This is a genomic window from Escherichia sp. E14S1 (assembly GCF_004211995.1).
Taxonomy (GTDB): domain Bacteria; phylum Pseudomonadota; class Gammaproteobacteria; order Enterobacterales; family Enterobacteriaceae; genus Escherichia.
The window spans coordinates 336,874-362,426 of sequence record NZ_RHJQ01000003.1; the positions used below are offsets into that span (position 1 = coordinate 336,874).

Consider the following 25,553-nt stretch of genomic DNA (forward strand, 5'->3'; position numbering starts at 1 on the left):
GAGAAGCACGGAAAGTGAAAACGGCCGCAATCAAGTGCTTAATCCATGAGCCAGCATGCTGAATAACGCCGGGATTCTGTTGTCGTAATGGCTGGTTATCCATTAAAATAGATCGGATCGATATAAGCACACAAAGGGGGAAGTGCTTACTTATTATGAAACATAAACTACAAATGATGAAAATGCGTTGGTTGAGTGCTGCAGTAATGTTAACCCTGTATACATCTTCAAGCTGGGCGTTCAGCATTGACGATGTTGCAAAGCAAGCTCAATCCTTAGCCGGAAAAGGCTATGAGGCGCCTAAAAGCAACTTGCCCTCCGTTTTCCGCGACATGAAATACGCGGACTATCAGCAGATCCAGTTTAATCATGACAAAGCCTACTGGAACAATCTGAAGACCCCATTCAAGCTCGAGTTCTACCATCAGGGTATGTACTTCGACACGCCGGTCAAAATCAATGAAGTTACTGCAACGGCAGTAAAAAGAATCAAATACAGTCCGGATTATTTTACATTCGGCGATGTTCAGCATGACAAAGACACGGTAAAAGACCTTGGTTTTGCCGGTTTTAAAGTGCTTTACCCGATCAACAGCAAAGATAAAAACGATGAAATCGTCAGCATGCTCGGGGCCAGCTATTTCCGCGTGATTGGTTCAGGTCAGGTTTATGGCCTTTCTGCCCGCGGCCTGGCAATTGATACCGCGTTGCCATCCGGTGAAGAATTTCCGCGCTTTAAAGAGTTTTGGATCGAGCGACCAAAACCGACTGATAAACGTTTAACCATTTATGCATTGCTTGACTCACCGCGAGCGACAGGCGCTTACAAGTTTGTGGTTATGCCAGGACGTGACACGGTTGTTGATGTGCAGTCTAAAATTTATCTGCGCGACAAAGTCGGCAAACTGGGTGTTGCGCCGCTAACCAGTATGTTCCTGTTCGGACCGAACCAGCCGTCTCCGGCGAATAACTATCGTCCGGAATTGCACGACTCAAACGGCTTGTCTATCCATGCCGGTAACGGCGAGTGGATCTGGCGTCCGCTGAATAACCCGAAACATCTGGCAGTTAGCAGCTTCTCTATGGAGAATCCGCAAGGGTTTGGTCTGTTACAGCGTGGCCGCAACTTCTCTCGTTTTGAAGATCTCGACGACCGTTACGATCTGCGTCCAAGCGCCTGGGTAACACCGAAAGGGGAGTGGGGCAAAGGTAGCGTTGAGTTGGTAGAAATCCCGACTAACGATGAAACTAACGATAACATCGTCGCTTACTGGACGCCGGACCAGCTGCCGGAACCGGGTAAAGAGATGAACTTTAAATACACCATCACCTTCAGCCGGGACGAAGACAAATTGCATGCGCCAGATAACGCCTGGGTACAGCAGACGCGTCGTTCAACGGGGGATGTGAAACAATCAAACCTGATTCGTCAACCTGACGGTACTATCGCCTTTGTGGTCGATTTTACTGGTGCAGAAATGAAAAAACTGCCAGCGGATACGCCAGTCACCGCACAAACCAGTATTGGCGATAATGGTGAGATTGTAGAGAGTACAGTGCGTTATAACCCGGTCACCAAAGGCTGGCGTCTGGTAATGCGCGTGAAAGTGAAAGATGCCAAGAAAACCACTGAAATGCGTGCTGCGCTGGTGAATGCCGATCAGACGTTGAGTGAAACCTGGAGCTACCAGTTACCTGCCAATGAATAAAACAACTGAGTACATTGACGCAATGCCCATCTCCGCCAGTGAGAAAGCGGCATTGCCGAAGACCGATATCCGCGCCGTTCATCAGGCGCTGGATGCCGAACACCGCATCTATGCGCGGGAGGATGACTCCCCGCAAGGGTCGGTGAAGGCACGTCTTGAACAAGCCTGGCCGGATTCGCTGGCTGATGGGCAGTTAATTAAGGACGACGAAGGACGCGATCAGCTTCAGGCAATGCCGAAAGCAAAACGCTCCTCTATGTTTCCCGATCCGTGGCGAACTAACCCGGTAGGGCGATTCTGGGATCGTCTGCGCGGCCGCGATGTGACACCGCGCTATCTGGCTCGGTTAACCAAAGAAGAACAGGAAAGCGAGCAAAAGTGGCGTACCGTCGGGACAATCCGTCGTTATATCCTGCTTATCCTGACACTGGCGCAAACCGTTGTCGCTACCTGGTACATGAAGACGATTCTGCCGTACCAGGGGTGGGCGTTTATTAATCCGGTTGATATGGTCGATCAGGATCTGTGGGTTTCCTTTATGCAGCTCCTGCCCTATATGCTGCAAACCGGCATTCTGATCCTCTTTGCTGTTCTTTTCTGCTGGGTGTCTGCCGGTTTCTGGACCGCGTTGATGGGGTTCCTGCAACTGCTCATTGGTCGCGATAAATACAGTATTTCTGCGTCGACCGTTGGCGATGAACCGCTAAACCCGGAGCATCGTACGGCATTGATCATGCCCATCTGTAATGAAGACGTGAATCGCGTCTTTGCAGGCTTGCGCGCAACGTGGGAATCGGTAAAAGCCACCGGCAATGCTAAACACTTTGATGTCTACATTCTGAGTGATAGTTACAACCCGGATATCTGCGTCGCAGAGCAAAAAGCCTGGATGGAGCTTATCGCTGAAGTCGGCGGCGAAGGGCAGATTTTCTATCGCCGCCGCCGCCGTCGTGTAAAGCGTAAAAGCGGTAATATCGATGACTTCTGCCGTCGCTGGGGCAGTCAGTACAGCTACATGGTAGTGCTGGATGCCGATTCAGTGATGACCGGTGATTGCTTGTGCGGCCTGGTGCGCCTGATGGAAGCCAACCCGAACGCCGGGATTATCCAGTCTTCGCCGAAAGCATCTGGTATGGATACGCTGTACGCGCGCTGCCAGCAGTTTGCGACCCGTGTTTATGGGCCATTGTTCACTGCCGGTCTGCACTTCTGGCAACTTGGCGAGTCGCACTATTGGGGGCATAACGCGATTATCCGCGTGAAACCCTTTATCGAGCACTGCGCGCTGGCGCCGTTGCCGGGTGAAGGCTCTTTTGCCGGTTCAATCCTGTCGCACGACTTTGTAGAAGCGGCACTGATGCGCCGTGCAGGTTGGGGAGTATGGATTGCGTACGATCTCCCGGGCTCTTATGAAGAGTTGCCACCAAACTTGCTGGACGAGCTAAAGCGTGACCGTCGCTGGTGTCACGGCAACCTGATGAACTTCCGCCTGTTCCTGGTTAAAGGGATGCACCCGGTACACCGTGCGGTGTTCCTGACGGGGGTAATGTCTTATCTCTCTGCGCCGCTGTGGTTTATGTTCCTCGCACTCTCGACCGCATTGCAGGTAGTGCATGCGTTGACCGAACCGCAATACTTCCTGCAACCACGGCAGTTGTTCCCGGTGTGGCCGCAATGGCGTCCTGAACTGGCGATTGCACTGTTTGCCTCAACAATGGTGCTGCTGTTCCTGCCAAAATTGTTGAGTATTTTGCTCATCTGGTGCAAAGGGACTAAAGAGTATGGTGGCTTCTGGCGCGTCACCTTGTCGTTGCTACTGGAAGTGCTGTTCTCCGTACTGCTGGCGCCGGTGCGCATGCTGTTTCATACGGTATTCGTGGTCAGTGCCTTCCTCGGCTGGGAGGTGGTGTGGAATTCACCGCAACGTGATGATGACTCCACTTCCTGGGGAGAAGCCTTTAAACGTCACGGTTCGCAACTGTTACTGGGCCTGGTGTGGGCGGTTGGCATGGCATGGCTGGATCTGAGATTCCTGTTCTGGCTGGCGCCGATTGTCTTCTCGCTGATCCTGTCACCGTTTGTTTCGGTGATCTCCAGTCGTGCGACCGTGGGGCTGCGTGCTAAACGCTGGAAACTGTTCCTGATCCCGGAAGAGTATTCACCGCCGCAGGTGCTGGTAGATACCGATCGTTTCCTTGAGATGAACCGTCAACGTTCTCTCGACGATGGCTTTATGCACGCGGTATTTAACCCGTCGTTTAACGCCCTGGCAACGGCAATGGCGACCGCTCGTCACCGCGCCAGTAAGGTGCTGGAAATCGCCCGTGACCGCCACGTTGAACAGGCGCTGAACGAGACGCCAGAGAAGCTGAACCGCGATCGTCGTCTGGTGCTTTTGAGCGATCCGGTAACGATGGCACGTTTGCATTTCCGCGTATGGAACTCTCCGGAGAAATATTCTTCATGGGTGAGTTACTATGAAGGGATAAAGCTGAATCCACAGGCATTGCGTAACCCGGATGCGGCTTCGCAATAAAAACGTAGTTGCCTGATGCGCTACGCTTATCAGGCCTACATTGTTCCTGCGATATATTGAGTTTGCAAGATTTTGTAGGTCGGATAAGGCGTTCACGCCGCATCCGGCAAAAACAACGAGCCAATAAAAATACCGGCGTAATGCCGGTATTTTTTTAGGAAAGAGGTATCAAATGCGTTTCATTGTGGTAGGCATCATGGTTACCTTACTGAGTGGCTGTGGCAGCATCATTAGCCGCACTTTACCGGGGCAGGGGCATGGCAACCAATATTATCCCGGGGTGCAATGGGATGTTCGTGACTCCGCATGGCGCTATGTTACGATCCTCGATCTGCCGTTCTCCCTCGTCTTTGATACCTTACTACTGCCTATTGATATTCAACATGGGCCATATGAGTAATTAACGCTCATCCCATTCATCGGCGGCAGCGCGTCCTTCTTCAGTATCCAGAGGCGGCTCAAGCTGAAATTCGCCTTCGTCCCATTCATGCAGCGTATTTTCATCCTGCCATTCCTGGCGGATTTCAATTTCATCATAATCGCCGTCAAAGACGCTTTGTGCAGCTTCACCGCTGAACATTGGCAGACATTCACCTTCTTCGCCTTCATCAGCAAAAAACTCAACCTGCCACATAATGTCGCCATCTTGCAGAATATATTTCTGGACATTGAACTGTTGCACATTTGCTTCATCTGCATCGATTCCGGGGTTGTCAGCAAGAAATTCTTCCCGTGCGGCATCAATGGCTTCTTCAAGCGTTGCGTACATAGTCATCACGATTCTCCCTTTGATTTGATGATGTATTCAGGGAAAGAATAGCTGATTATGCGCTTTTGCAAGTATGAAAGGCGAAAAATCAGCCTGTCACTTGGGGCAATCGGCGGCGACGCAAACTGTTCCAGGAATAAACCGCGTTAAACAACACAACTCCTGCGGTGACCAGAAACACTGCGCGGAAACCATAGTTTGCCGAGATAGCCGCGCCCATCAATGGTCCCGTAACGTTGCCAATATCACGAAATGACTGGTTGTAGCTGAAAATTCGTCCGGCGATTTGGTTTGTTGAGTTATAGACCAGTAGCGTTTGTACTGCGGGGAGTAACGCACCATCGGCGGCCCCGAGTAAAAAGCGTAAAACCCCCAGTTGGAATGGTGTCTGGACGTAAGACATAGGGATTAACAGCAGCACAGAAAAGAGCAGCGCCGTTATCAGGATCTTCTCTGGCCCGATACGATCCCCCAGTTTGCCAAGTCGTGGCGCGCTAAGTAGCGCAGCCACACCGGGGACCGAGGCAATCATGCCGCTGATAAAAGCAACATTACTGACATTCCCCGCCAGTTCGCGGACATAGAGTGTCAGGATTGGCGCGATTGAACCGGTGGCGACCTGGATGATTAATGTTGTGACAAACAGGCTAAGTACCAGCTTCGGGTTTTTAAGCGATGTCACGACATCCCGCATGTGCAGCATCTCTTTTTTGCTGACTGGCTGGAATTTCTCTTTGATACAAAATAGGGTGACGAAAAAGCAGAGTATTAGCACACTGGCGGTAATAAAAAATACCGGGCGTAAGCCGTAGTTATCGGCGAGCAAGCCGCCAGCCATGGGGCCGAGCAGCGCGCCGCTAACCCCACCGGTAGAGAGCGTACCCAGCGCCCAGCCGCTTTTATTGCGTGGGACCTGAGTGGCGATTAGTGCGTTGGCATTAGGGACAAATCCACCGAGCAGACCCAGCAATGCTCGCAGGATCAGAAATTGCCAGATATTTTGCACTACCCCCATCAGCACCATCACGATACCCATCCCGAGGGCAGAGCGCAGGAGCATAATTTTTCGACCTTTGCGGTCAGCTAATCCTCCCCAGAACGGAGAAGCAATGGCAGAAAATAGAAAGGTAATACTGAAGACAATCCCTGACCACATATTTAGCGCCGAGTGGCCCGTAACGCCGAGTTGCTCAACGTAGAGGGGTAAGAACGGCATTACCAGACTGAAGGCGGCGCCGGTAAGAAAACAGCCAAGCCAGGCAACGAGCAGGTTTTGTTTCCAGTTTATGGGAGTGTCATTTTCACAGGGTGACATAGCAATCCGCTGTTGGTGCGCCAGGGCGCGGTGAACAAGAGAATAAAAGATAAGCACACTAATTATGCGCCTGACTTATAAGTGACGCAATGCAGAGAGCTTTTATCGCTAAATCAGGGAATTTGATGCTGATGTGCCGGATGCGATGCTGCGCATCCGGCATAAAGAAGGTTAGTAACGTGAAGGAACGCCTTCCGGGCGCGTTTTGAAGCGGCGATGCAACCACATGTATTGTTCTGGCGCCATCATGATGCATTTTTCGACCACTTTGTTCATCCACGCGGCGGTGGTTTCAGCGTTATCCAGAGGCGGTGAACACTCTGGCGGCAGCATGATCAATTGATAACCTTTGCCGTCCGGCTTACGACGAGGGACAAATGGCACCAGACATGCGCCGGACATTCGTGCCAACATCCAGGTGCCGCTAGTGGTTGCCGCCTGCTCAACAGCGAACAATGGCACAAAAACGCTCGAGCGCGGACCGTAATCGTGATCCGGCGCATACCAGACGACTTCACCTTTTTTCAGGGCTTTAATCATCCCTTTTAAATCTTTGCGATCGAGCATCGATTTATTCGAACGCAGGCGGCCCCAGGTTTGCAGCCAGTCGATCAATGGATTGTCATTCGGGCGATAAACCCCGATCCCCGGCTCCTGCATTCCAAATTGTCGTGCACCGAGTTCCAGCGTCAGAAAATGGATGCCAACTAACAGGATGCCACGCTTTTGCGCCTGCACGTCACGGACATGCTCCATGCCGATAACTTCCGTCCAGCGGGCAACCCGACTTTCTGGCCAGAACCATGCCATGCCGGTTTCCATCAGTCCCATGCCAACGGATTCAAAATTCTTAATCACCATCTGCTGGCGCTCTTGTTCGCTCATTTCCGGGAAGCACAGTTCCAGGTTGCGATGCACAATTTTGGCGCGTCGTTTCATTAAACGTAACGCCAGTCGCCCCGTCGCAATGCCAAGGCGGTAGATGATTGGGTAGGGTAACTGAACGACTAACCAAAGTACGCCAATACCCAACCAGGTTAACCAATAACGCGGATGAAGCAGTGCGGTGGAGAACTTGGGTAGATTCGTCATATCAATCCTGTCTTTCAACCTATACGGGCAATTGTATGTATTGTCGCATTTTTTCGCCCTCAACCAAAATTTGAGGCTGAAGACTGGGCGAAAATGCCGCGCATGTAAACTATTAATAATTTTTAATGCGCAAATGTAGCGTAAAATGTGTGGATGTTAATTTGCGATTATTGCTATATCATGCGCCGGATTTTACTTTCCCACCTCGCAGGAACCGTACACCATGCCAGTGTTACACAACCGAATTTCCAACGACGCACTGAAAGCCAAAATGCTGGCCGAGAGTGAACCGCGCACCACCATTTCGTTTTATAAATATTTCCATATTGCCGATCCTAAAGTGACCCGCGATGCTTTATATCAGCTATTTGCTTCGTTGAATGTTTTTGGCCGGGTCTATCTGGCACATGAGGGGATCAACGCGCAAATTAGTGTACCAGCGAGCAACGTCGAGACATTTCGTGCACAGCTTTATGCTTTTGATCCTGCTTTAGATGGTTTACGCCTGAATATCGCGTTGGATGATGATGGGAAATCCTTTTGGGTGCTGCGCATGAAGGTCCGCGAGCGGATTGTCGCCGACGGGATTGACGATCCTCAATTTGATGCCACTAATGTCGGGGAATACCTGCAAGCGGCGGAAGTGAATGCCATGCTTGATGATCCCGATACGCTGTTTATCGACATGCGCAACCACTATGAATATGAAGTCGGCCATTTCGAAAATGCGTTGGAAATTCCGGCTGATACCTTTCGTGAACAACTGCCGAAAGCGGTTGAGATGATGCAGACGCATAAAGATAAAAAAATCGTCATGTACTGCACTGGTGGCATTCGTTGCGAAAAGGCCAGTGCCTGGATGAAGCATAACGGCTTTAATAAAGTCTGGCATATTGAAGGCGGCATTATTGAATACGCCCGTAAGGCGCGTGAACAAGGCTTACCAGTGCGTTTTGTTGGCAAAAATTTCGTTTTTGACGAACGGATGGGCGAGCGCATCTCTGATGAAATTATTGCACATTGCCATCAGTGCGGCACGCCATGCGACAGCCATACCAACTGTAAAAATGATGGCTGTCACTTGCTGTTTATCCAGTGTCCGACGTGTGCTGAGAAATTCAAGGGGTGTTGTAGTGAGATTTGCTGCGAAGAGAGCGCATTACCGCCAGAAGAACAACGACGCCGTCGAGCCGGACGAGAAAATGGCAATAAAATCTTCAATAAGTCGCGGGGACGCCTGAATACGACACTGGGCATACCTGATCCTGCGGAATAAACATCATTGCCGGATGCGCGTCATCCGGCAACATTTCAGCATTATTTCTGCTGTACACCTTCCACCGAAATAATCAGATCAACTTCCTGAGAGGCCGGACCTAAATCTGACTTGATATTGAAGTCTTTCAGCTTAATTTTACCTTCAGCTTCGAAGCCTGCACGTTTACCACCCCATGGGTCGTCGCCCTGACCAATCAACTTCGCTTCTAGCGTTACTGGTTTAGTTACGCCATTCAGTGTCAGATCACCTGTGATATCCAGCTCGTCACCGTCTTTTTTTACGCTAGTGGACGTAAAGGTTGCCTGCGGATATTTTGCTGTGTTGAGGAAATCCGCGCTGCGCAGATGTTTATCGCGCTCGGCATGGTTGGTATCTACGCTGGTGGTGTTAATGGTGACATTGACTTTATCGGCAGCCGGATTCTTTTCATCAAACGTAAAAGTACCGTCGAAATCTTTAAAAGTGCCGTAAACCCAGCTGTAGCCCAGATGTTGAATGCGGAAATTGACAAAGGCGTGCTGGCCTTCTTTGTCAATTTTGTAATCGGCAGCGATAGCTGAACCGGCAGAGAACAACAGGGAAGCGAAGGTTAAACCAAGCAGGCTTTTTTTCATTTTTTATACTCCATAGTCAGATGACGACTTTCCCAGAATGCGCTTCAGGGTGTCGTCTTTATCGATGAAATGATGTTTCAGCGCCATAAATCCGTGCATAACTGACAGGACGACGACACTCCAGGCAAACCAGAAATGTAGAGCGCCTGCTAAGTCAGCTTGCGTGCCTGCGTCGGCAAGCGTTGCGGGGATTTCAAACCAACCAAAGATGCTGATGGGTTTGCCATCGGCGGTCGAAATAAGGTAGCCGCTCAAGCCAATAGCAAAGAGCAAAAGATAAAGTGCCAGATGGCCTGCTTTCGCTCCGTAACGTATACCGGGGGAATAGCTTTTCAGTGGGCCAGGCGGAGGAGAAATTAAACGCCAGAGAACGCGAATAACCAGCCCCATCATTAATAGAATACCGATGCTTTTATGCAACTCTGGCGCCTTATGATACCAACCGTCGTAATAACTTAACGTTACCATCCACAAACCTAAAGCAAACATGCCATAGACAATAATTGCCGTTAGCCAATGCAAAGCGGCAGAAATAACACCATAGCGTTGAGGGGAATTTATGAATTGCATAACTGCATCCAGAACATATTCACGAGGTAATGAAAATGGCCTGTCATGAGATGAATTGCAACTTAAAAACAACAATCCGAATGATATTTATTTTTATTTCAATAATTTTGATTTAATAATGAAAGAATCTTCATAAGTTTAGTGGTTCCAGGCTGAGGGATGTCTGGTGAATGCTGTTGCGACTGGAATAAGCTTATTCAAATTTTCACGCCAAATGAAAGGGAAATTAAATTTTTGTCAGTTTGTGTCAGCGCCTGGTGATTAAAAATAAAACACATAGATCAGATCCATAATCGCCAATACCCCCCAGAGAAAAAGATAAAGCATGAGATGTTCGCGAATATTATTGATGAGATAGTTCACCAGGCGACGCATTAAAAGCTCCTGTAAAAACGGCCTCAACTTAGAGGCCGTGATGATGATTATTGGAAGCGGGAAAGCCGGAATGGCGTTAAATCAAAATCGATTTTTTTGTCTTGCGCAAAATCAGCGGCTATTTCCCCTAATACCGAAGCAAATTTAAAGCCATGCCCACTCAGGCCGGTAATCAGTAGCGTATTAGCGTGTCCTGGTAGGGTATCGATAATAAAATCTTCGTCAGGCGAATTATCATAGGTGCAAGCAGCGCCATACAGGCAGCAGCCGATACCTGGCAACACACTACGTAAGAATGGGAAAGCTTCGGAACCGTCACTGTCGATTTCCGTAAACGGAACACGTTCATCCGCTGAATGAATGACCTGACCACCGTTATGTTTCCCAATCTTCAGAGCATCGTTTTCCGCCGGAAAACCGTAGTATTGATCGCCATTGGGCAATTCACCGGTAAAGGCCGGGAATTTATTCTTCACGCTATAGCGGCCATCGGCCTGATACCAGGCGAATACTTTACGTACGGGCTGGATGGGCAGTTCTGGTAGCAGCTCTTTTACCCAGGTACCTGCACAGACGATCGCTTTCTTCGCCTGGTACTCGCCGTCCGCCGTTTCAATAGTTACGCCGTTATCGTCATGACGAATTGCGGTGACCGGACAGTTAAACAGTTGTGCGCAGCCAGCTTCATTCGCCAGTTTGATCCAGGTTTTAATCGCCAGTTCGCTGCGTAAAAAACCGGAATCGGCCTCAAATAGCCCGATATAGTTGTCAGGGACGCGTATTTCCGGCCAGCGGGCCATAATTGTCTGTGCATCCAGTTTTTCGACGTTGAGTTGCCATTGTTCCGCGCTGTGGGCGACATTGGCGAGAAACTCGGAGTCGGCAGGGCCGAGGTTGATGACGCCGGAGCGCACAAAAACGGGGTCTTCTTCGTTGTGACGGGAGAGTTCTTCCCACAGGGTTTGCGCACGGAGTACTAGCGGGACATACTTTTCGCCTTCGCCATAAGCATGGCGAATTAATCGCGTATCTCCGTGGTGGCTGCCGTGTTGATGTGGCGGCATATGGCTGTCGGTCATCAGCACTTTCAAACCGGCCTGGGTGGCATAATACCCGGCTGCAGCGCCTACGGAACCGCTGCCAATAATGATGAGATCGTATTTCATTTTTTTCTCTCTGCTCTCATGGTTTAAGCAGAGTAAATAAGTAACAAACGATATACAACCCAGAAATGGTAAAGGCACCGTTAAGGTGCCTTTTGGGTGGATGGTCATGTCATGTTAATGACGCCGATACTCATTGACATGGAAATCACCAGATTCAATTTTGGCGATTCCTGCTTCTAATATCGAAATAAATTGTCTGGCAACATCAGTAGTTAACCAGAGTGTCTGACCAACTTCAGTCCCTTCCTGCTCGGACTTATTTGGGGTCTGGTAGTGCAAACGCAACATCAGCGCATCATAGCTATCAACGGTGCTGATGTCCCACCCTACGAGCGGATGAGTCTGAATGACTTCATTGTTTTTTTCCATCATGGCCCCCTAATTCGTGTTACTAGACAACGTTATTCGAGGTTCAATGCGTTTTTATCTGAAGCAACTTCAGTATATCAATAAATATGGGTATTCACCGAAATTTTAAAGGGGTAGTGAGATATTTTTTTGCTTTTAAGATTTATATGAACAATAAAACAGCATGTCGTTCATATTTTTTTAGCATATTGTGCAATTATTTTGAGGGAGTGTAAAATTTGTACAAACAATCTTAAAATATAAAAAAGCCGGGGCGACCCGGCAAAAACAAACATCACTGCATATTATTCGCTAACAAACCAGTCATCGGCGCTTTCCCACGTTTCTTGTAGAATTTCGCTAATGCGCTGTTTATCTTCTTTTGTTGCGCCAATAACCGATAAATTATTTGCCGCAGCATATCGTACCGATACGTGACCTTCATTGTCCGGAAACGCATACTGAATACGACGAGAAAGTTCACCCGCCAGAGCGTCAATGGCCCCAGTGGGTAGTGGAGAAGTTTTCGCTATGGTGACTTCAATTCGCATAATAGCCCCCTGTTGAATATACTGGTTATTTATACAGGCAAAATAAGCTAAAGACAACAGGTGGCTACGTTTTTTATTGCTTAAAAGACCAACGTACAGTTTCCCCTGCCAGGAAAGGAACAAGCGTGTCGTCTGTCAGAGCGATGCTATCAGCAATTTGCTGTTCTTCGCGTATCAGCTCAATAAACGATTCATTGACCGGTAATCCATAGAATTTCGGCCCGTTTAAAGAACAGAATGCTTCAAAATGCTGTAGTGCATTCATCTCTTCAAATACGGTTGCATAGCTACCCAGCGCCGATGGCGCATTAAAGCAACCTGCACAGCCGCAGCTACTCTCTTTACGATGACGGGCATGTGGCGCGGAATCGGTACCCAGAAAAACGCGATCAAAACCACTGGCGACCAGCTCACGCAGCGCCTGTTGGTGAATATTGCGTTTGAGGATCGGCAGACAGTAGAGATGCGGACGCACACCGCCAACCAGCATATGGTTACGGTTAAACATCAGATGCTGGGGAGTAATGGTGGCGGCCAATAGTTCATTTCCGTCACGAACATAGTCAGCAGCATCTTTGGTGGTGATGTGCTCGAAAACGACTTTCAGCGCGGTCAGGCGCTGGCGTAGTGGCTCCATGACCGTCTCAATAAAACGCGCTTCACGGTCAAAAATGTCGATGTCAGCATGGGTCACTTCACCATGTACCAGCAGCGGCATACCGATTTTTTCCATGCGCTCAAGTACTGGCATGATTGCGTCAACCGACGTCACGCCGTGGCTGGAGTTGGTGGTGGCGTTTGCAGGGTAAAGTTTTGCGGCGGTGAACACGCCTTCGTTAAATCCACGCTCCAGCTCATTGGGGTCCAGCGAGTCTGTTAAATAACAGGTCATCAGCGGGGTGAAATCGTGTCCGTCCGGTACGGCGTCAAGGATACGTTGGCGATAAGCCACAGCAGCCTCAACTGTTGTTACAGGCGGTGCCAGATTGGGCATAACGATGGCCCGACCATAGGTTTCGCTGGTATACGGCACGACAGTTTTTAACATGTCGCCATCGCGGAGGTGAAGGTGCCAGTCGTCTGGGCGGCGGATCTTTAATACCTGGGATGGTGCAGTCATTAATTTCTATGCTCCGGCTGAAGGGATGTTTTTGCCGGACACAAAGGATAAGCGGAAACGTTTTCCTTTGCACGAAAAATAAAGGGCGCAAATACGCCCTCGTAATTAATCAGTGAACGGAATGACTATTTCACCTGGTTTCACTTCAATACCTTTTGCCAGTTTTTTAGCCATTGCTTCGCCTTTGCTGCCATCTTCGCGCAGGATGTAAGCCGGCTGCTGGTTAAAGTAATTGCGTAATGCCTGATTCAAATAGGGAAGTAACGTTTGCATCACGGTTTGCATTTTTTCCGGCTGCACGGTCGCGTCGACCACTTCCATCTCTTTCAGGAAGATAGCGCCTTTCTCTTTATCAAACACAGGCAGCGCTTTCAGCTTCAGTTTCATGGTTGCTTTTTGGCTGCCGAACAGAGAGTTCATATCCAGATTGGCGTCCCCGGTTAGGGTAACCTTATTAGGTTCTTCACGACCAATTTGGCTGGTCAGGTTTGTCAGCACTATATGGGCGTCAGCCACGCCGGGCAAACCGATATCTTTTGAGAAATTATTATGTTTCGCAAGCGACTGGTTAATCTCTTGTTCGGTGATGGTGTATTGGGTGAGTTGATTACAGCCAACGAGCAGGCCACTGACGATTAATGCAGCGGCAAATAAAAACTTGTTCATGGTAGTCCTCGACATGAAATCTGCGTCAATATCCTGACATAACGCAGCATGTGTCACCAGCGATAAACTCGCCAGCAGAAAAAACTGAAAACAGCGGCAACCCGCGAATACAGGCTGCCGCGGCAGGTCAGGATTAAATCGCCATTGATGATAGTAAATTGATTTGCGTCTGTTTAGCCATGTTATCGCGGTAATCAGCGACGCGGCTTGGCCAGTTTATTCCTGCAACCAGCGTCAGATTACGCAGCAGCGGAAAAAGTTGAATGTCATCTTCCGAAAGCTCGCCATTCACGGCGTTTGGCTTGACGATGAGTTTATCCAGTGCACGTAAATCATCGCTGATATTTTTAATTAACCCATCAGAATGAGAGAGAAGCTCGGCAAAATTACCCGCGCTGGCCTCTTTCTTGTCGATGAAGTATTTGCGTGCGGCGGTAGTAGAAAACTCATCAAAAGCCGATTTGGCAAAACGCGGCAACAGCAGTTTATTGGCATAGCCGTTGACCTTGCGCAGCCACTCTTCAATGGCGGCGGAGCGTTTACCAGTCAGTAACGGTTTGCCGTCGAGCTTATCAACATAGTGAACAATGTCCATGCTTTCTGGCATATAGCGGCTGTCATCTTTTTGCAGAATGGGAACCTGTTTTTGACCGACCATCCGGGTGGGTGTTTCTGCATCGTCGTTGAGCAGAACGTGTAATTCGACGGGGATATTTTTCAGGCCGAAAATCATGCGGGCTTTGAGGCAGTAAGGGCAGTGATCGTAAATATATAGCTTCACGTGACTCCTCCATTTGGCTGTCAGTTCACTTTCAGTATGGAGGAGTCAGGGGGGAGTATCAAATCAGGCGTCGTGTTCCAGCAACCGACGCGCGGCACGTTTATGGCTAAATTGCCAGCCCAATGCAAGGAAGGTGATGAGGCCAATAACGCCCAACATCATCCACGGCAACTCCGGTTGTTGCGTGGATTTACCCAGGTCAAACAGCCAGCCGCCGCCGATATAGCCAATAGCGCCGCCTATCGCCAGGCCCAGCCGACTAAACCCCATATAACTGCCGCGCGCTCGTGCATCCGCTAACGAGGCGCTAAGAGTTTCACGCGCAGGTTCGGCAATGATCGAGCCAATATAAAACAGACAAATCAGGGTGAAAAGTTGTTGCAGGCCACTGACCATGCCCACGGGTATCATGCTTAATGACATCACCAGTAGCCCCGCCATCAACCGGTGTTCCAGACGAAAACGCTTTTCGCTCCAGCGGGCGATAGGGTAGAGCAACGTTAACGACAGACACGCTTCGATGGCATACATCCATTTAACGGCAGAGGGCGCTCCGGCTACGTCGTTGACCATAATCGGCAGCATCAACATCACCTGCACAGCCAGCATGTAGTAGCCCGCGAGTGTCAGGACATAGGTGACAAAACGTTTATCGCGCATCACGCGGGTCATGCCTTCGCGGACTGGCGTACGCACGGTAGAGAGTTTCCATGCGGGCAACAACCAGGCGTTAAACGCTGCACACAATACAAACAGAATTGCCCCCGTGGCGCAGACCAGGCGAAAATTGTATTGCAATAACCAACTCCCCAACAGCGCGCCAATGACCGCACCGGCACTGTCCTGCATCATCAACAGGGAGAAAAAACGGCCCCGTTGTTCCGGACGAATTAATTTCACCACCAGCGCCGAACGCGGCGGATCAAATAACGTACCGCCGAGGCCCGAGAGCAAACAAGAAAACCACAGCATCCAGGGTTCATGGGCGATGCCCATGGTGGCGAATCCGGCGGCGCGCATCAGCATACCGGTAACGATCATCGGTTTAGCGCCAAAACGGTCGGCAATAGCACCGCCGAAAATGCCTAATCCTTGCTGAATGAACTGACGCAGACCGAGGGCAATACCGACCATTACGGCGGCCCAGCCCATTTGATCAACGAAGCGGATAGAGATCAGCGGGAAGACAACAAAGAACCCCAGCACGACCAGCATATTATCGACGAGAAGGAAATATTTACCCAGGTTCCTCGCCTGCGATACGCGCGACATTTCCCCTCCCGGGAAATAAAAGATGAGCACTTTCTATTCTGCATTGCTGCTAAGATTTTTCCCATCATATCGGGGACAATATTTTTTTATCAAAACGTCGCTTTGATAGAGAGTTTTTATCAAATATGTGAATAATGCAGAAAATGGTATTTTGGACTTTTCACAGGCTCTGGTTGCGCAGGTATAGTAATACTTACAGCGTATTAAAGACGTTACGGGAAGGAGTAGGTATAGAATGTTTGGCTATCGCAGTAACGTGCCAAAAGTGCGCTTAACCACCGACCGACTGGTCGTGCGTCTGGTGCATGAACGTGATGCCTGGCGACTGGCGGATTATTACGCAGAGAATCGCCATTTCCTGAAGCCCTGGGAGCCGGTGCGCGATGAAAGCCACTGCTATCCTTCAGGCTGGCAGGCCAGGTTAAGCATGATTAACGAATTTCATAAACAGGGCTCAGCCTTTTACTTTGGATTATTTGATCCAGATGAGAAAGAGATTATTGGCGTAGCCAATTTTTCCAATGTGGTACGCGGCTCTTTTCACGCCTGTTATCTCGGTTATTCGATCGGACAAAAATGGCAGGGTAAAGGACTGATGTTTGAAGCTCTGACCGCCGCCATTCGCTATATGCAACGCACCCAACATATTCATCGTATTATGGCCAACTATATGCCGCACAATAAACGCAGCGGTGATTTGCTGGCGCGGTTGGGGTTTGAAAAAGAAGGCTATGCGAAAGATTATTTGTTGATTGATGGAAAATGGCGCGATCACGTACTGACGGCATTAACCACCCCGGACTGGACGCCCGGCCGCTAAGGAGAATTTCATGAAGTATCAACTTACCGTACTGGAAGCCCGTGTGATTGGCTGTTTGCTGGAAAAACAGGTGACGACGCCAGAGCAATACCCGCTTTCCGTGAATGGCGTGGTAACGGCCTGTAACCAGAAAACAAACCGTGAACCGGTAATGAATCTGAGCGAATCCGAGGTACAGGAGCAACTGGATAATCTGGTAAAACGCCATTATCTGCGCACGGTGAGTGGCTTTGGTAATCGAGTCACCAAATATGAACAACGTTTCTGCAACTCTGAGTTTGGTGACCTGAAACTTAGCGCCGCGGAAGTCGCATTAATTACCACCTTGTTGTTGCGCGGTGCTCAGACGCCAGGTGAACTGCGCAGTCGCGCGGCGCGGATGTATGAATTCAGCGATATGACGGAAGTAGAAACGACGCTGGAACAACTGGCTAATCGCGAAGATGGGCCTTTTGTCGTTCGTCTGGCTTGCGAACCGGGTAAACGCGAAAGCCGCTATATGCATCTTTTCAGTGGCGAGGTGGATGATCAGCCTGTGCTTACAGAAACGTCGAACGCGGTTGGTGGTGATTTACAATCCCGCGTCGAAGCCCTGGAAATCGAGGTGGCAGAACTGAAACAGCGTCTTGATTCGTTGCTGGCCCATCTGGGAGATTAACGTGAAAAAATTACGTATCGGCGTAGTGGGTTTAGGCGGCATCGCGCAAAAAGCGTGGCTGCCAGTGCTGGCAGCAGCGTCTGACTGGACGCTACAGGGGGCGTGGTCGCCAACGCGTGAGAAAGCCATCTCAATTTGTGAAAGCTGGCGCATTCCTTACGCCGATTCGTTATCTAACCTTGCCGCCAGTTGCGATGCGGTATTTGTCCACTCCAGCACCGCCAGTCATTTTGAGGTGGTCAGTGCGTTATTAAATGCAGGTGTACATGTCTGTGTCGATAAACCGCTGGCGGAAAATCTGCGCGATGCCGAGCGACTGGTTGAACTTGCAGCGCGCAAAAAACTGACACTGATGGTCGGCTTTAACCGTCGTTTCGCGCCGCTGTACAGTGAGTTAAAAACGCAGCTTGCCAGCGCAGCCTCGCTAAGAATGGATAAACATCGTACCAATAGCGTCGGGCCACACGATCTTTATTTCACCTTGCTGGATGATTATTTGCATGTGGTTGATACCGCGCTGTGGTTGTCTGGCGGCAATGCAACTCTCGAAAGCGGTACGTTGCTGACCAATGAGTCCGGCGAAATGCTGTTTGCCGAGCACCATTTTTCGGCAGGTCAGTTACAAATCACCACCTCTATGCATCGTCGTGCCGGAAGTCAGCGTGAAGCGGTGCTGGCAGTGACTGAAGGGGCATTAATCGACATCACCGATATGCGTGAATGGCGTGAGGAGCGTGGGCAGGGCGTGGTGCATAAACCGATTCCTGGCTGGCAAAGTACCCTCGAGCAGCGTGGATTTGTCGGTTGTGCGCGCCATTTCATTGAATGCGTGCAAAATCAGACAGTTCCGCAAACCGCGGGTGAACAGGCGGTGCTGGCGCAGCGCATCGTTGATAAGATCTGGCGCGATGCGATGAGTGAATAAACCCTGTAACATCTGGCGGTAGCAATTCACCATAATCCAGGTAGACTATTCGCCTCTTTCAGCGCCTGCCTTGCAGGCGTTTTGCCGTGGGTCTGGATTAGAACACCGATGAATTTATTAAAATCGCTGGCCGCCGTCAGCTCGATGACCATGTTTTCGCGTGTGCTTGGCTTCGCACGCGACGCTATTGTCGCCAGAATCTTTGGCGCAGGGATGGCAACCGACGCCTTTTTTGTCGCGTTCAAACTTCCTAACTTGTTACGCCGTATCTTTGCTGAAGGGGCATTCTCCCAGGCTTTCGTGCCGATTCTGGCGGAATATAAAAGCAAGCAGGGTGAAGATGCCACGCGGGTCTTTGTCTCTTATGTCTCTGGTCTGCTGACACTGGCGCTGGCGGTTGTGACGGTCGCCGGCATGCTCGCCGCGCCGTGGGTGATCATGGTAACCGCGCCGGGCTTTGCGGATACTGCCGATAAATTCGCACTTACCAGCCAGTTATTACAGATTACATTTCCTTATATCTTATTGATTTCACTGGCATCGCTGGTGGGGGCAATTCTGAATACCTGGAACCGTTTCTCGATTCCGGCATTTGCCCCAACGTTACTCAACATCAGCATGATTGGCTTTGCGCTGTTTGCTGCGCCGTACTTTAATCCACCTGTCCTGGCGCTGGCGTGGGCAGTTACGGTGGGCGGCATCCTGCAACTGGTTTATCAGCTACCGCATCTGAAGAAGATTGGTATGTTGGTATTGCCGCGCATTAACTTCCACGATGCAGGGGCGATGCGCGTAGTGAAACAGATGGGGCCGGCGATTCTTGGCGTCTCTGTTAGCCAGATTTCCTTAATCATCAACACTATTTTTGCCTCATTTCTTGCCTCCGGCTCGGTGTCATGGATGTATTATGCCGACCGTTTGATGGAGTTTCCGTCCGGTGTACTGGGCGTGGCGCTGGGGACCATTTTGCTGCCGTCGCTGTCGAAAAGTTTTGCCAGTGGTAATCACGATGAATACAACCGTCTGATGGACTGGGGGCTGCGTCTTTGTTTCCTGCTGGCGCTGCCAAGTGCGGTGGCGCTGGGCATCCTCTCCGGTCCGTTAACTGTTTCGCTGTTCCAGTACGGTAAATTTACCGCCTTTGATGCGCTGATGACCCAGCGGGCGTTAATTGCCTACTCGGTAGGTTTGATTGGCCTGATTGTGGTGAAAGTGCTGGCTCCGGGATTTTATTCACGGCAGGACATTAAAACGCCGGTGAAAATTGCCATCGTCACGCTGATTTTGACGCAATTGATGAACCTTGCATTTATCGGCCCGTTGAAACATGCCGGACTGTCGCTTTCCATTGGTCTGGCGGCGTGTCTGAATGCTTCGCTGCTTTACTGGCAGTTGCGTAAGCAGAAAATCTTTACCCCACAACCCGGCTGGACTGCGTTTCTGCTGCGTTTACTCGTGGCGGTACTGGTGATGTCTGGTGTGCTTTTAGGCATGTTGCATATTATGCCGGACTGGTCGTTGGGCACTATGCCCTGGCGTTTACTGCGTTTGATGGCGGTCGTTGTCGCGGGAATTGCAGCATACTTTGCCGCACTGGCGGTGTTGGGCTTCAAAGTAAAAGAATTTGCTCGTCGTACTGCTTAACGTAGAATTCCGGCCTGCATCGCAGGCCGGAGAAAATCTTCAAATAGAAATCTTTTTACCACCGCGCCAGGGTGTTGAGGTCTGACCGTTCGCCCCGTACAGTGTCGGCTCCTGATGCGGTTTCAGCATTTCCAGTGCCTGTTGATTGCGCTCAATCTGCCCTTCCAGTAGCCAGCCGTTATGCTGATTTAACTGGCGCAATTGCTGCGTTTTCTCGGTGATTTCCTGCCAGCATTGCGCAATATCTTCACTTATTTCTGTATCCGGTGCCTGTCGACGCAGCTGTTCCAGGTAATCCAGAGTCGCCAGCATTGAGCTTTTTTGTTCTGTAATATGTTGCAACTGGCTACCGGTGAACTGCCCCATAGAGAGATGTTGCTGCTCCTGGACCATCACTATATTAAGCTCGTTAAGCACCACAGACATCTGGTTGAGAATCTCAGCAAGACGCGGCATCTGATTATTTACTCATTAAATCTTGTTGCACTTCGTTGATCAGCGCATCGGCAATTTTGCCGACATCCATTTTTAGTTCACCATTACGAATCGCCAATTTTAATGCTTCAACGCGTTCAAGATTGATATCACTGCTGCCCGGTTGCATCAGTGTTGCCTGCGCATCGCTTAACTTGACGTTAGTACTGGCGGTAGCCGTCGTTTTTGCTGCGCGGGTATTGGCTACCGGAGCGTCACTGGTTTCACGTGGCTGAACGGTGCTTACAGGCTTCAGGGGGGAAGTGCGGTCAATACTCATGGTTTATTCCTCATTGAGGGCGCTTTATCATTTGTTGCTTATTTATCGGCAATGGACGGGCAATCTTTAATAGCTTACAGGTTTATAAGAATATTCCCATCGGCATCCACTACGCCACTGACTACCTGACCCGATATCATTCTCACGCGGGCTTTTTGCGCGACGGAAGCGTTATTCAGCGCCAGACCTTCAGCATTTGCACTGAACCCATCGCCACTGGCAATCACGTTAACGCGTTGTCCTGCTTTTACCCGCCAGGCCTGACGCAGCATAGTCAGCTGTATAGGTTGTTCGGGGACCAAATCGCGCAGGCTAACCGCATCAACCAGTTGATTAGCATCCAGCACGGTACGCGGCGGTAGTGTATCCAGTCTACCGCGTTTAAGTTTTACACTGCCAGCGTCAAGCTTTCCCCCACGCACAACCGGTATTGCTGCAACAACATAATTCCCTGTCGCCTGTACATTCACTTGCACGTAATGCTTATCGTTGCCACAACGTGCCAGCACATTCACATTGCCCCACAGGCGGGCGTTATTAGTCATGGAAAGCAGCGGCTGTTCGCATGGCGGCAATAAATTGGGTGCAGTACGAATAGAAACGTGGACCTCATCACTTAGCCCTGCAAGTTGTGCAACGAAAAAGGTTTGCAATTGTGAGGGGAAATCGCCAGCCGCACTAAGTGGACTGAACAACATCGTGATGATCGCCACACAGCGCATTATTGTCAGCATTTTTGCCCCCGGCCATTTTCACAGCCTGAATTGTACCCGTACGCAATGACCATCAACGGCATAAATAGCAACCCATTTTGCTTTTATTCCGCCGATAACGCGCGCGTAAAGTCTTTAAGCTGACGGCAGAATTTTGATATCTGCGGAGGAGATATGCTCGATAAGCTCGACGCCGCCTTACGTTTTCAACAAGAGGCACTCAATCTGCGCGCCCAGCGTCAGGAAGTGCTGGCGGCAAATATCGCCAATGCCGATACCCCTGGTTATCAGGCACGCGATATGGATTTTGCCAGTGAACTTAAAAAAGTGATGCAGCGCGGGAGAGATGAAACCAGCGTGGTCGCGCTGACGTTGACCTCGTCGCAGCATATTCCAGCACAGGCGTTGTCACCTCCTGTCACAGAATTGCAATACCGTATTCCGGACCAGCCTTCACTGGACGGCAATACCGTGGATATGGATCGCGAACGCACCCAGTTTGCCGATAACAGCCTGCAATACCAGATGAGCCTTAGCGCGTTGAGCGGACAAATCAAAGGCATGATGAACGTATTACAAAGCGGAAATTAACGGATGGCACTGCTGAATATTTTTGATATCGCCGGATCGGCGTTAACCGCTCAGTCTCAGCGTCTGAACGTGGCTGCCAGCAACCTGGCCAACGCCGACAGCGTGACGGGGCCAGATGGTCAGCCGTATCGGGCAAAACAGGTGGTGTTCCAGGTGAACGCCGCGCCAGGGGCAGCGACGGGCGGAGTCAAAGTGGCTGACGTGATTGAAAGCCAGGCCCCGGACAAACTGGTCTATGAACCGGGTAATCCGCTGGCGGACGCGAAGGGCTACGTGAAAATGCCAAACGTCGATGTGGTAGGCGAGATGGTTAACACCATGTCGGCGTCGCGCAGCTATCAGGCCAACGTTGAAGTACTCAATACGGTGAAAAGCATGATGCTGAAAACCCTCACGCTCGGTCAATAAAGGAGAAAGTCATGTCCATTGCGGTAACCACCACCGATCCGACAAATACCGGCGTCAGCACTACCAGCAGTAGTTCGATTACGGGCAGTAACGCCGCCGATTTACAGAGCAGCTTTCTGACGTTGCTGGTGGCGCAACTGAAAAACCAGGATCCGACCAATCCAATGGAAAACAACGAGCTGACGTCACAACTGGCGCAAATCAGCACGGTCAGCGGGATTGAAAAGCTCAACACCACACTCGGCTCGATTTCCGGGCAGATTGATAACAGCCAGTCGCTACAGGCCAGCAACCTGATTGGTCACGGCGTGATGATCCCCGGCACCACCATTCTTGCCGGTACTGGCAGTGAAGAAGGGGCGGTGACCACCACCACGCCGTTTGGTGTTGAGCTGCAACAGGCCGCAGACAAAGTGACCGCAACCATAACCGATAAAAATGGCGCGGTTGTGCGCACCATTGATATTGGTGAGCTCAGCGCCGGAGTCCACAGTTTCACCTGGGACGGCACGTTGACTGATGGTACGACCGCGCCGAACGGTTCTTATAACGTGGCAATTAGTGCCAGCAACGGCGGTACGCAGTTGGTTGCCCAGCCATTGCAGTTTGCGCTGGTACAGGGCGTGATTCGCGGCAATAACGGTAACACGCTGGATCTCGGCACTTACGGCACCACCACCCTCGACGAAGTACGGCAGATAATTTAAGCCTTCACATTTCAGGAGTCAGTCATGGCCTTTTCTCAAGCGGTTAGCGGATTAAACGCTGCCGCCACCAATCTCGATGTCATTGGCAACAATATCGCCAACTCCGCCACCTATGGCTTTAAATCCGGCACGGCCTCTTTTGCTGATATGTTTGCTGGTTCGAAAGTGGGACTGGGGGTAAAAGTTGCTGGCATCACTCAGGATTTTACCGATGGCACGACCACAAATACTGGCCGTGGCCTGGACGTCGCTATCAGCCAGAACGGTTTTTTCCGTCTGGTAGACAGTAACGGTTCGGTGTTTTACAGCCGTAACGGGCAATTCAAACTGGATGAAAACCGTAATCTTGTGAATATGCAAGGTTTACAGTTGACCGGGTATCCGGCAACCGGTACGCCTCCGACCATTCAGCAAGGGGCGAATCCAGGCAGTATTTCGATTCCAAATACCTTGATGGCGGCGAAGTCCACGACCACGGCGTTTATGCAGATTAACCTTAACTCCAGTGATACGCTTCCTACCGTTACGCCATTCAGCGCCAGTGATGCCGATAGCTATAACAAAAAAGGTTCGGTAACGGTGTATGACAGTCAGGGTAATGCCCATGACATGAGCGTCTACTTTGTGAAGACGCAAGATAATACCTGGGATGTCTACACCCAGGATAGTAGTGCTCCAAACAGCATTGCAACGATAGCGACAACACTGGAATTTGATGCCAATGGTGTTCTGACGTCGGATCCAACAAAGGATATTACCACTGGCGCGATTAACGGCGCGGAACCTGCGACATTCTCCCTCAGCTTCCTCAACTCTATGCAGCAAAACACCGGCGCTAACAATATTGTGGCAACCACCCAGAACGGTTACAAACCGGGCGATCTGGTGAGTTATCAAATCAACGATGACGGCACGGTAGTCGGGAACTATTCGAACGAACAAACCCAATTGCTGGGGCAGATTGTGCTGGCCAACTTTGCCAACAACGAAGGGCTGGCATCAGAGGGGGACAACGTCTGGTCTGCAACGCAATCTTCTGGTGTCGCGCTGCTGGGAATCGCCGGGACCGGCAATTTTGGCGCACTGACCAACGGTGCCCTGGAAGCGTCTAACGTCGATCTCAGCAAAGAATTGGTCAATATGATTGTCGCCCAGCGTAACTATCAGTCTAACGCCCAGACCATCAAAACTCAGGACCAGATCCTCAACACGCTGGTTAACTTACGCTAATTGCTGACGGGATAGCTCGATGGATCACGCAATCTATACCGCAATGGGCGCCGCCAGTCAGACGCTGAATCAACAGGCGGTGACCGCCAGCAATCTGGCGAATGCCTCCACGCCCGGTTTTCGCGCGCAATTAAACGCCTTACGTGCGGTGCCGGTTGAAGGGCTTTCTCTGCCCACGCGCACACTCGTGACGGCATCTACGCCGGGTGCAGATATGACGTCCGGCAAGATGGATTACACCTCGCGCCCCCTGGATGTTGCGTTGCAGCAGGATGGCTGGCTGGCCGTGCAGACCGCTGACGGCAGCGAGGGGTATACGCGTAATGGCAGCATTCAGGTTGATCCCGGTGGACAACTAACGATTCAGGGGTATCCGGTGATTGGCGAGGCGGGGCCGATTGCCGTGCCGGAAGGGGCGGAAATTACTATCGCCGCCGATGGCACCATTTCGGCGCTCAATCCGGGCGATCCGGCAAATACCATTGCGCCAGTAGGACGGTTGAAACTGGTGAAAGCCATGGGTAGTGAAGTGCAGCGTGGTGATGATGGGATCTTTCGTTTGAGTGCAGAAAGTCAGGCCTCGCGTGGTCCGGTGTTACAGGCTGACCCAACGTTACGGGTGATGTCGGGCGTGCTGGAAGGTAGCAACGTCAATGCCATTTCGGCAATGAGCGACATGATTGCCAGTGCGCGGCGTTTTGAAATGCAGATGAAGGTAATAAGCAGCGTCGATGATAACGCTGGTCGCGCCAACCAACTGCTGTCGATGAGTTAATTGAAAGGATAAATGACAAGCATAAGTTGCCCGAAGCGCAAGCTTATCGGGCCTACGGGATAAATCGCAATTTATTGATTTTGCGAGCTCTTGTAGGCCGGATAAAGCGTTTACGCCGCATCCGGCGAGAAGACATATGCGATTTGTCAGCAATCCACTACAGGA

Annotated in this window: 29 protein-coding genes; 13 read left to right on the forward strand and 16 right to left on the reverse strand. The window is 50.6% G+C overall.

What is annotated here, in order from left to right; all coding sequences use genetic code 11:
• Positions 1-173 precede the first annotated feature (173 nt).
• The 3 genes from mdoG (at position 174) to D9734_RS03890 (ending at position 4,645) form a co-directional block, all read left to right on the forward strand.
• Complete coding sequence (gene mdoG / locus D9734_RS03880; protein WP_130205732.1) at positions 174-1,709, forward strand: glucans biosynthesis protein MdoG; 1,536 nt, start codon at positions 174-176, stop codon at positions 1,707-1,709.
• Positions 1,702-4,245 carry a glucans biosynthesis glucosyltransferase MdoH gene (gene mdoH / locus D9734_RS03885; RefSeq protein ID WP_130205479.1) on the forward strand — a complete coding sequence of 848 codons (2,544 nt, stop codon included), beginning with the start codon at positions 1,702-1,704 and terminating at the stop codon, positions 4,243-4,245. Before mdoG ends, mdoH begins: the two co-directional genes overlap by 8 nt.
• 172 nt (positions 4,246-4,417) lie before the next feature.
• Positions 4,418-4,645: a YceK/YidQ family lipoprotein gene (locus D9734_RS03890; protein ID WP_130205481.1), complete on the forward strand. Its 228-nt coding sequence runs from the start codon at positions 4,418-4,420 to the stop codon at positions 4,643-4,645.
• Here D9734_RS03890 and D9734_RS03895 read toward each other — a convergent pair whose 3' ends face one another.
• From D9734_RS03895 to lpxL, 3 genes are all read right to left on the reverse strand, one after another.
• Complete coding sequence (locus D9734_RS03895; protein ID WP_130205483.1) at positions 4,646-5,020, reverse strand: MysB family protein; 375 nt, start codon at positions 5,018-5,020, stop codon at positions 4,646-4,648.
• An 82-nt stretch (positions 5,021-5,102) separates the two neighbouring features.
• On the reverse strand, positions 5,103-6,329 hold the full coding sequence (mdtG, locus tag D9734_RS03900) for a multidrug efflux MFS transporter MdtG (RefSeq protein ID WP_130205485.1): 1,227 nt from the start codon (positions 6,327-6,329) through the stop codon (positions 5,103-5,105).
• 171 nt (positions 6,330-6,500) lie between these two features.
• Complete coding sequence (lpxL, locus tag D9734_RS03905) at positions 6,501-7,421, reverse strand: kdo(2)-lipid IV(A) lauroyltransferase (protein WP_130205487.1); 921 nt, start codon at positions 7,419-7,421, stop codon at positions 6,501-6,503.
• A 223-nt stretch (positions 7,422-7,644) separates the two neighbouring features.
• Between lpxL and D9734_RS03910 the strand changes: the two genes are divergently transcribed.
• On the forward strand, positions 7,645-8,697 hold the full coding sequence (locus D9734_RS03910) for a rhodanese-related sulfurtransferase (RefSeq protein ID WP_130205489.1): 1,053 nt from the start codon (positions 7,645-7,647) through the stop codon (positions 8,695-8,697).
• Between the two features lie 41 nt (positions 8,698-8,738).
• Here the strand turns inward: D9734_RS03910 and D9734_RS03915 are convergent, their stop codons facing one another.
• The 10 genes from D9734_RS03915 to mdtH all read right to left on the reverse strand — a co-directional run bounded on the left by D9734_RS03915 (position 8,739) and on the right by mdtH (position 16,163).
• Positions 8,739-9,314 (reverse strand): YceI family protein, encoded by a 576-nt coding sequence (locus tag D9734_RS03915; RefSeq protein ID WP_064528519.1) that lies wholly within the window; start codon positions 9,312-9,314, stop codon positions 8,739-8,741.
• A 3-nt stretch (positions 9,315-9,317) separates the two neighbouring features.
• Positions 9,318-9,884 carry a cytochrome b gene (locus tag D9734_RS03920; protein ID WP_130205491.1) on the reverse strand — a complete coding sequence of 189 codons (567 nt, stop codon included), beginning with the start codon at positions 9,882-9,884 and terminating at the stop codon, positions 9,318-9,320.
• 261 nt (positions 9,885-10,145) lie between these two features.
• The gene (locus D9734_RS03925; RefSeq protein WP_001253741.1) at positions 10,146-10,259 is read right to left on the reverse strand and encodes a YceO family protein; all 114 of its coding nucleotides are present in this window, start codon (positions 10,257-10,259) and stop codon (positions 10,146-10,148) included.
• Between the two features lie 47 nt (positions 10,260-10,306).
• Entirely contained in the window at positions 10,307-11,425 is a 1,119-nt protein-coding gene (gene solA / locus D9734_RS03930; RefSeq protein ID WP_130205493.1) for an N-methyl-L-tryptophan oxidase, read from the reverse strand.
• Positions 11,426-11,539: 114 nt separating this feature from the next.
• A complete protein-coding gene (bssS, locus tag D9734_RS03935) occupies positions 11,540-11,794 on the reverse strand; it encodes a biofilm formation regulator BssS (protein ID WP_000414435.1) in 255 nt (84 codons plus the stop codon).
• A 284-nt stretch (positions 11,795-12,078) separates the two neighbouring features.
• A complete protein-coding gene (gene dinI / locus D9734_RS03940; protein ID WP_001217771.1) occupies positions 12,079-12,324 on the reverse strand; it encodes a DNA damage-inducible protein I in 246 nt (81 codons plus the stop codon).
• A 73-nt stretch (positions 12,325-12,397) separates the two neighbouring features.
• Complete coding sequence (gene pyrC, locus D9734_RS03945) at positions 12,398-13,444, reverse strand: dihydroorotase (RefSeq protein WP_130205495.1); 1,047 nt, start codon at positions 13,442-13,444, stop codon at positions 12,398-12,400.
• A 105-nt stretch (positions 13,445-13,549) separates the two neighbouring features.
• Positions 13,550-14,110, reverse strand: coding sequence for a lipoprotein (locus D9734_RS03950; RefSeq protein WP_064528527.1), 561 nt, complete (start codon positions 14,108-14,110; stop codon positions 13,550-13,552).
• A 133-nt stretch (positions 14,111-14,243) separates the two neighbouring features.
• Positions 14,244-14,891, reverse strand: a complete 648-nt coding sequence (gene grxB / locus D9734_RS03955; RefSeq protein WP_130205497.1) for a glutaredoxin 2 — start codon at positions 14,889-14,891, stop codon at positions 14,244-14,246.
• A gap of 63 nt (positions 14,892-14,954) precedes the next feature.
• Positions 14,955-16,163 (reverse strand): multidrug efflux MFS transporter MdtH, encoded by a 1,209-nt coding sequence (gene mdtH, locus D9734_RS03960; protein ID WP_130205499.1) that lies wholly within the window; start codon positions 16,161-16,163, stop codon positions 14,955-14,957.
• 235 nt (positions 16,164-16,398) lie between these two features.
• On the opposite strand from mdtH, the gene rimJ reads away from it, so the two are divergent.
• The 4 genes from rimJ (at position 16,399) to murJ (ending at position 20,210) form a co-directional block, all read left to right on the forward strand.
• Positions 16,399-16,983 carry a ribosomal protein S5-alanine N-acetyltransferase gene (gene rimJ, locus D9734_RS03965; RefSeq protein WP_130205501.1) on the forward strand — a complete coding sequence of 195 codons (585 nt, stop codon included), beginning with the start codon at positions 16,399-16,401 and terminating at the stop codon, positions 16,981-16,983.
• Positions 16,984-16,993: 10 nt separating this feature from the next.
• Positions 16,994-17,641, forward strand: a complete 648-nt coding sequence (locus D9734_RS03970; protein WP_130205503.1) for a YceH family protein — start codon at positions 16,994-16,996, stop codon at positions 17,639-17,641.
• 1 nt (position 17,642) lies between these two features.
• On the forward strand, positions 17,643-18,566 hold the full coding sequence (locus D9734_RS03975; protein WP_130205505.1) for a Gfo/Idh/MocA family oxidoreductase: 924 nt from the start codon (positions 17,643-17,645) through the stop codon (positions 18,564-18,566).
• Between the two features lie 108 nt (positions 18,567-18,674).
• Complete coding sequence (murJ, locus tag D9734_RS03980) at positions 18,675-20,210, forward strand: murein biosynthesis integral membrane protein MurJ (protein ID WP_130205507.1); 1,536 nt, start codon at positions 18,675-18,677, stop codon at positions 20,208-20,210.
• 39 nt (positions 20,211-20,249) lie between these two features.
• Here the strand turns inward: murJ and flgN are convergent, their stop codons facing one another.
• The 3 genes from flgN to flgA all read right to left on the reverse strand — a co-directional run bounded on the left by flgN (position 20,250) and on the right by flgA (position 21,698).
• Entirely contained in the window at positions 20,250-20,666 is a 417-nt protein-coding gene (flgN, locus tag D9734_RS03985; RefSeq protein ID WP_130205509.1) for a flagella biosynthesis chaperone FlgN, read from the reverse strand.
• A gap of 4 nt (positions 20,667-20,670) precedes the next feature.
• Positions 20,671-20,964: a flagellar biosynthesis anti-sigma factor FlgM gene (flgM, locus tag D9734_RS03990; RefSeq protein WP_130205511.1), complete on the reverse strand. Its 294-nt coding sequence runs from the start codon at positions 20,962-20,964 to the stop codon at positions 20,671-20,673.
• A gap of 74 nt (positions 20,965-21,038) precedes the next feature.
• Positions 21,039-21,698 carry a flagellar basal body P-ring formation chaperone FlgA gene (gene flgA / locus D9734_RS03995; protein ID WP_130205513.1) on the reverse strand — a complete coding sequence of 220 codons (660 nt, stop codon included), beginning with the start codon at positions 21,696-21,698 and terminating at the stop codon, positions 21,039-21,041.
• Between the two features lie 153 nt (positions 21,699-21,851).
• Between flgA and flgB the strand changes: the two genes are divergently transcribed.
• From flgB to flgF, 5 genes are read left to right on the forward strand one after another with little or no spacing between them, the layout of a single operon-like run.
• Complete coding sequence (flgB, locus tag D9734_RS04000) at positions 21,852-22,268, forward strand: flagellar basal body rod protein FlgB (protein WP_130205515.1); 417 nt, start codon at positions 21,852-21,854, stop codon at positions 22,266-22,268.
• 3 nt (positions 22,269-22,271) lie between these two features.
• Entirely contained in the window at positions 22,272-22,676 is a 405-nt protein-coding gene (gene flgC, locus D9734_RS04005) for a flagellar basal body rod protein FlgC (RefSeq protein ID WP_001196460.1), read from the forward strand.
• 11 nt (positions 22,677-22,687) lie between these two features.
• The gene (flgD, locus tag D9734_RS04010) at positions 22,688-23,383 is read left to right on the forward strand and encodes a flagellar hook assembly protein FlgD (protein ID WP_064528545.1); all 696 of its coding nucleotides are present in this window, start codon (positions 22,688-22,690) and stop codon (positions 23,381-23,383) included.
• A gap of 24 nt (positions 23,384-23,407) precedes the next feature.
• On the forward strand, positions 23,408-24,613 hold the full coding sequence (gene flgE / locus D9734_RS04015) for a flagellar hook protein FlgE (protein ID WP_130205517.1): 1,206 nt from the start codon (positions 23,408-23,410) through the stop codon (positions 24,611-24,613).
• A gap of 19 nt (positions 24,614-24,632) precedes the next feature.
• Positions 24,633-25,388, forward strand: coding sequence for a flagellar basal-body rod protein FlgF (gene flgF / locus D9734_RS04020; protein ID WP_130205519.1), 756 nt, complete (start codon positions 24,633-24,635; stop codon positions 25,386-25,388).
• The last annotated feature ends 165 nt before the right edge of the window (positions 25,389-25,553 follow it).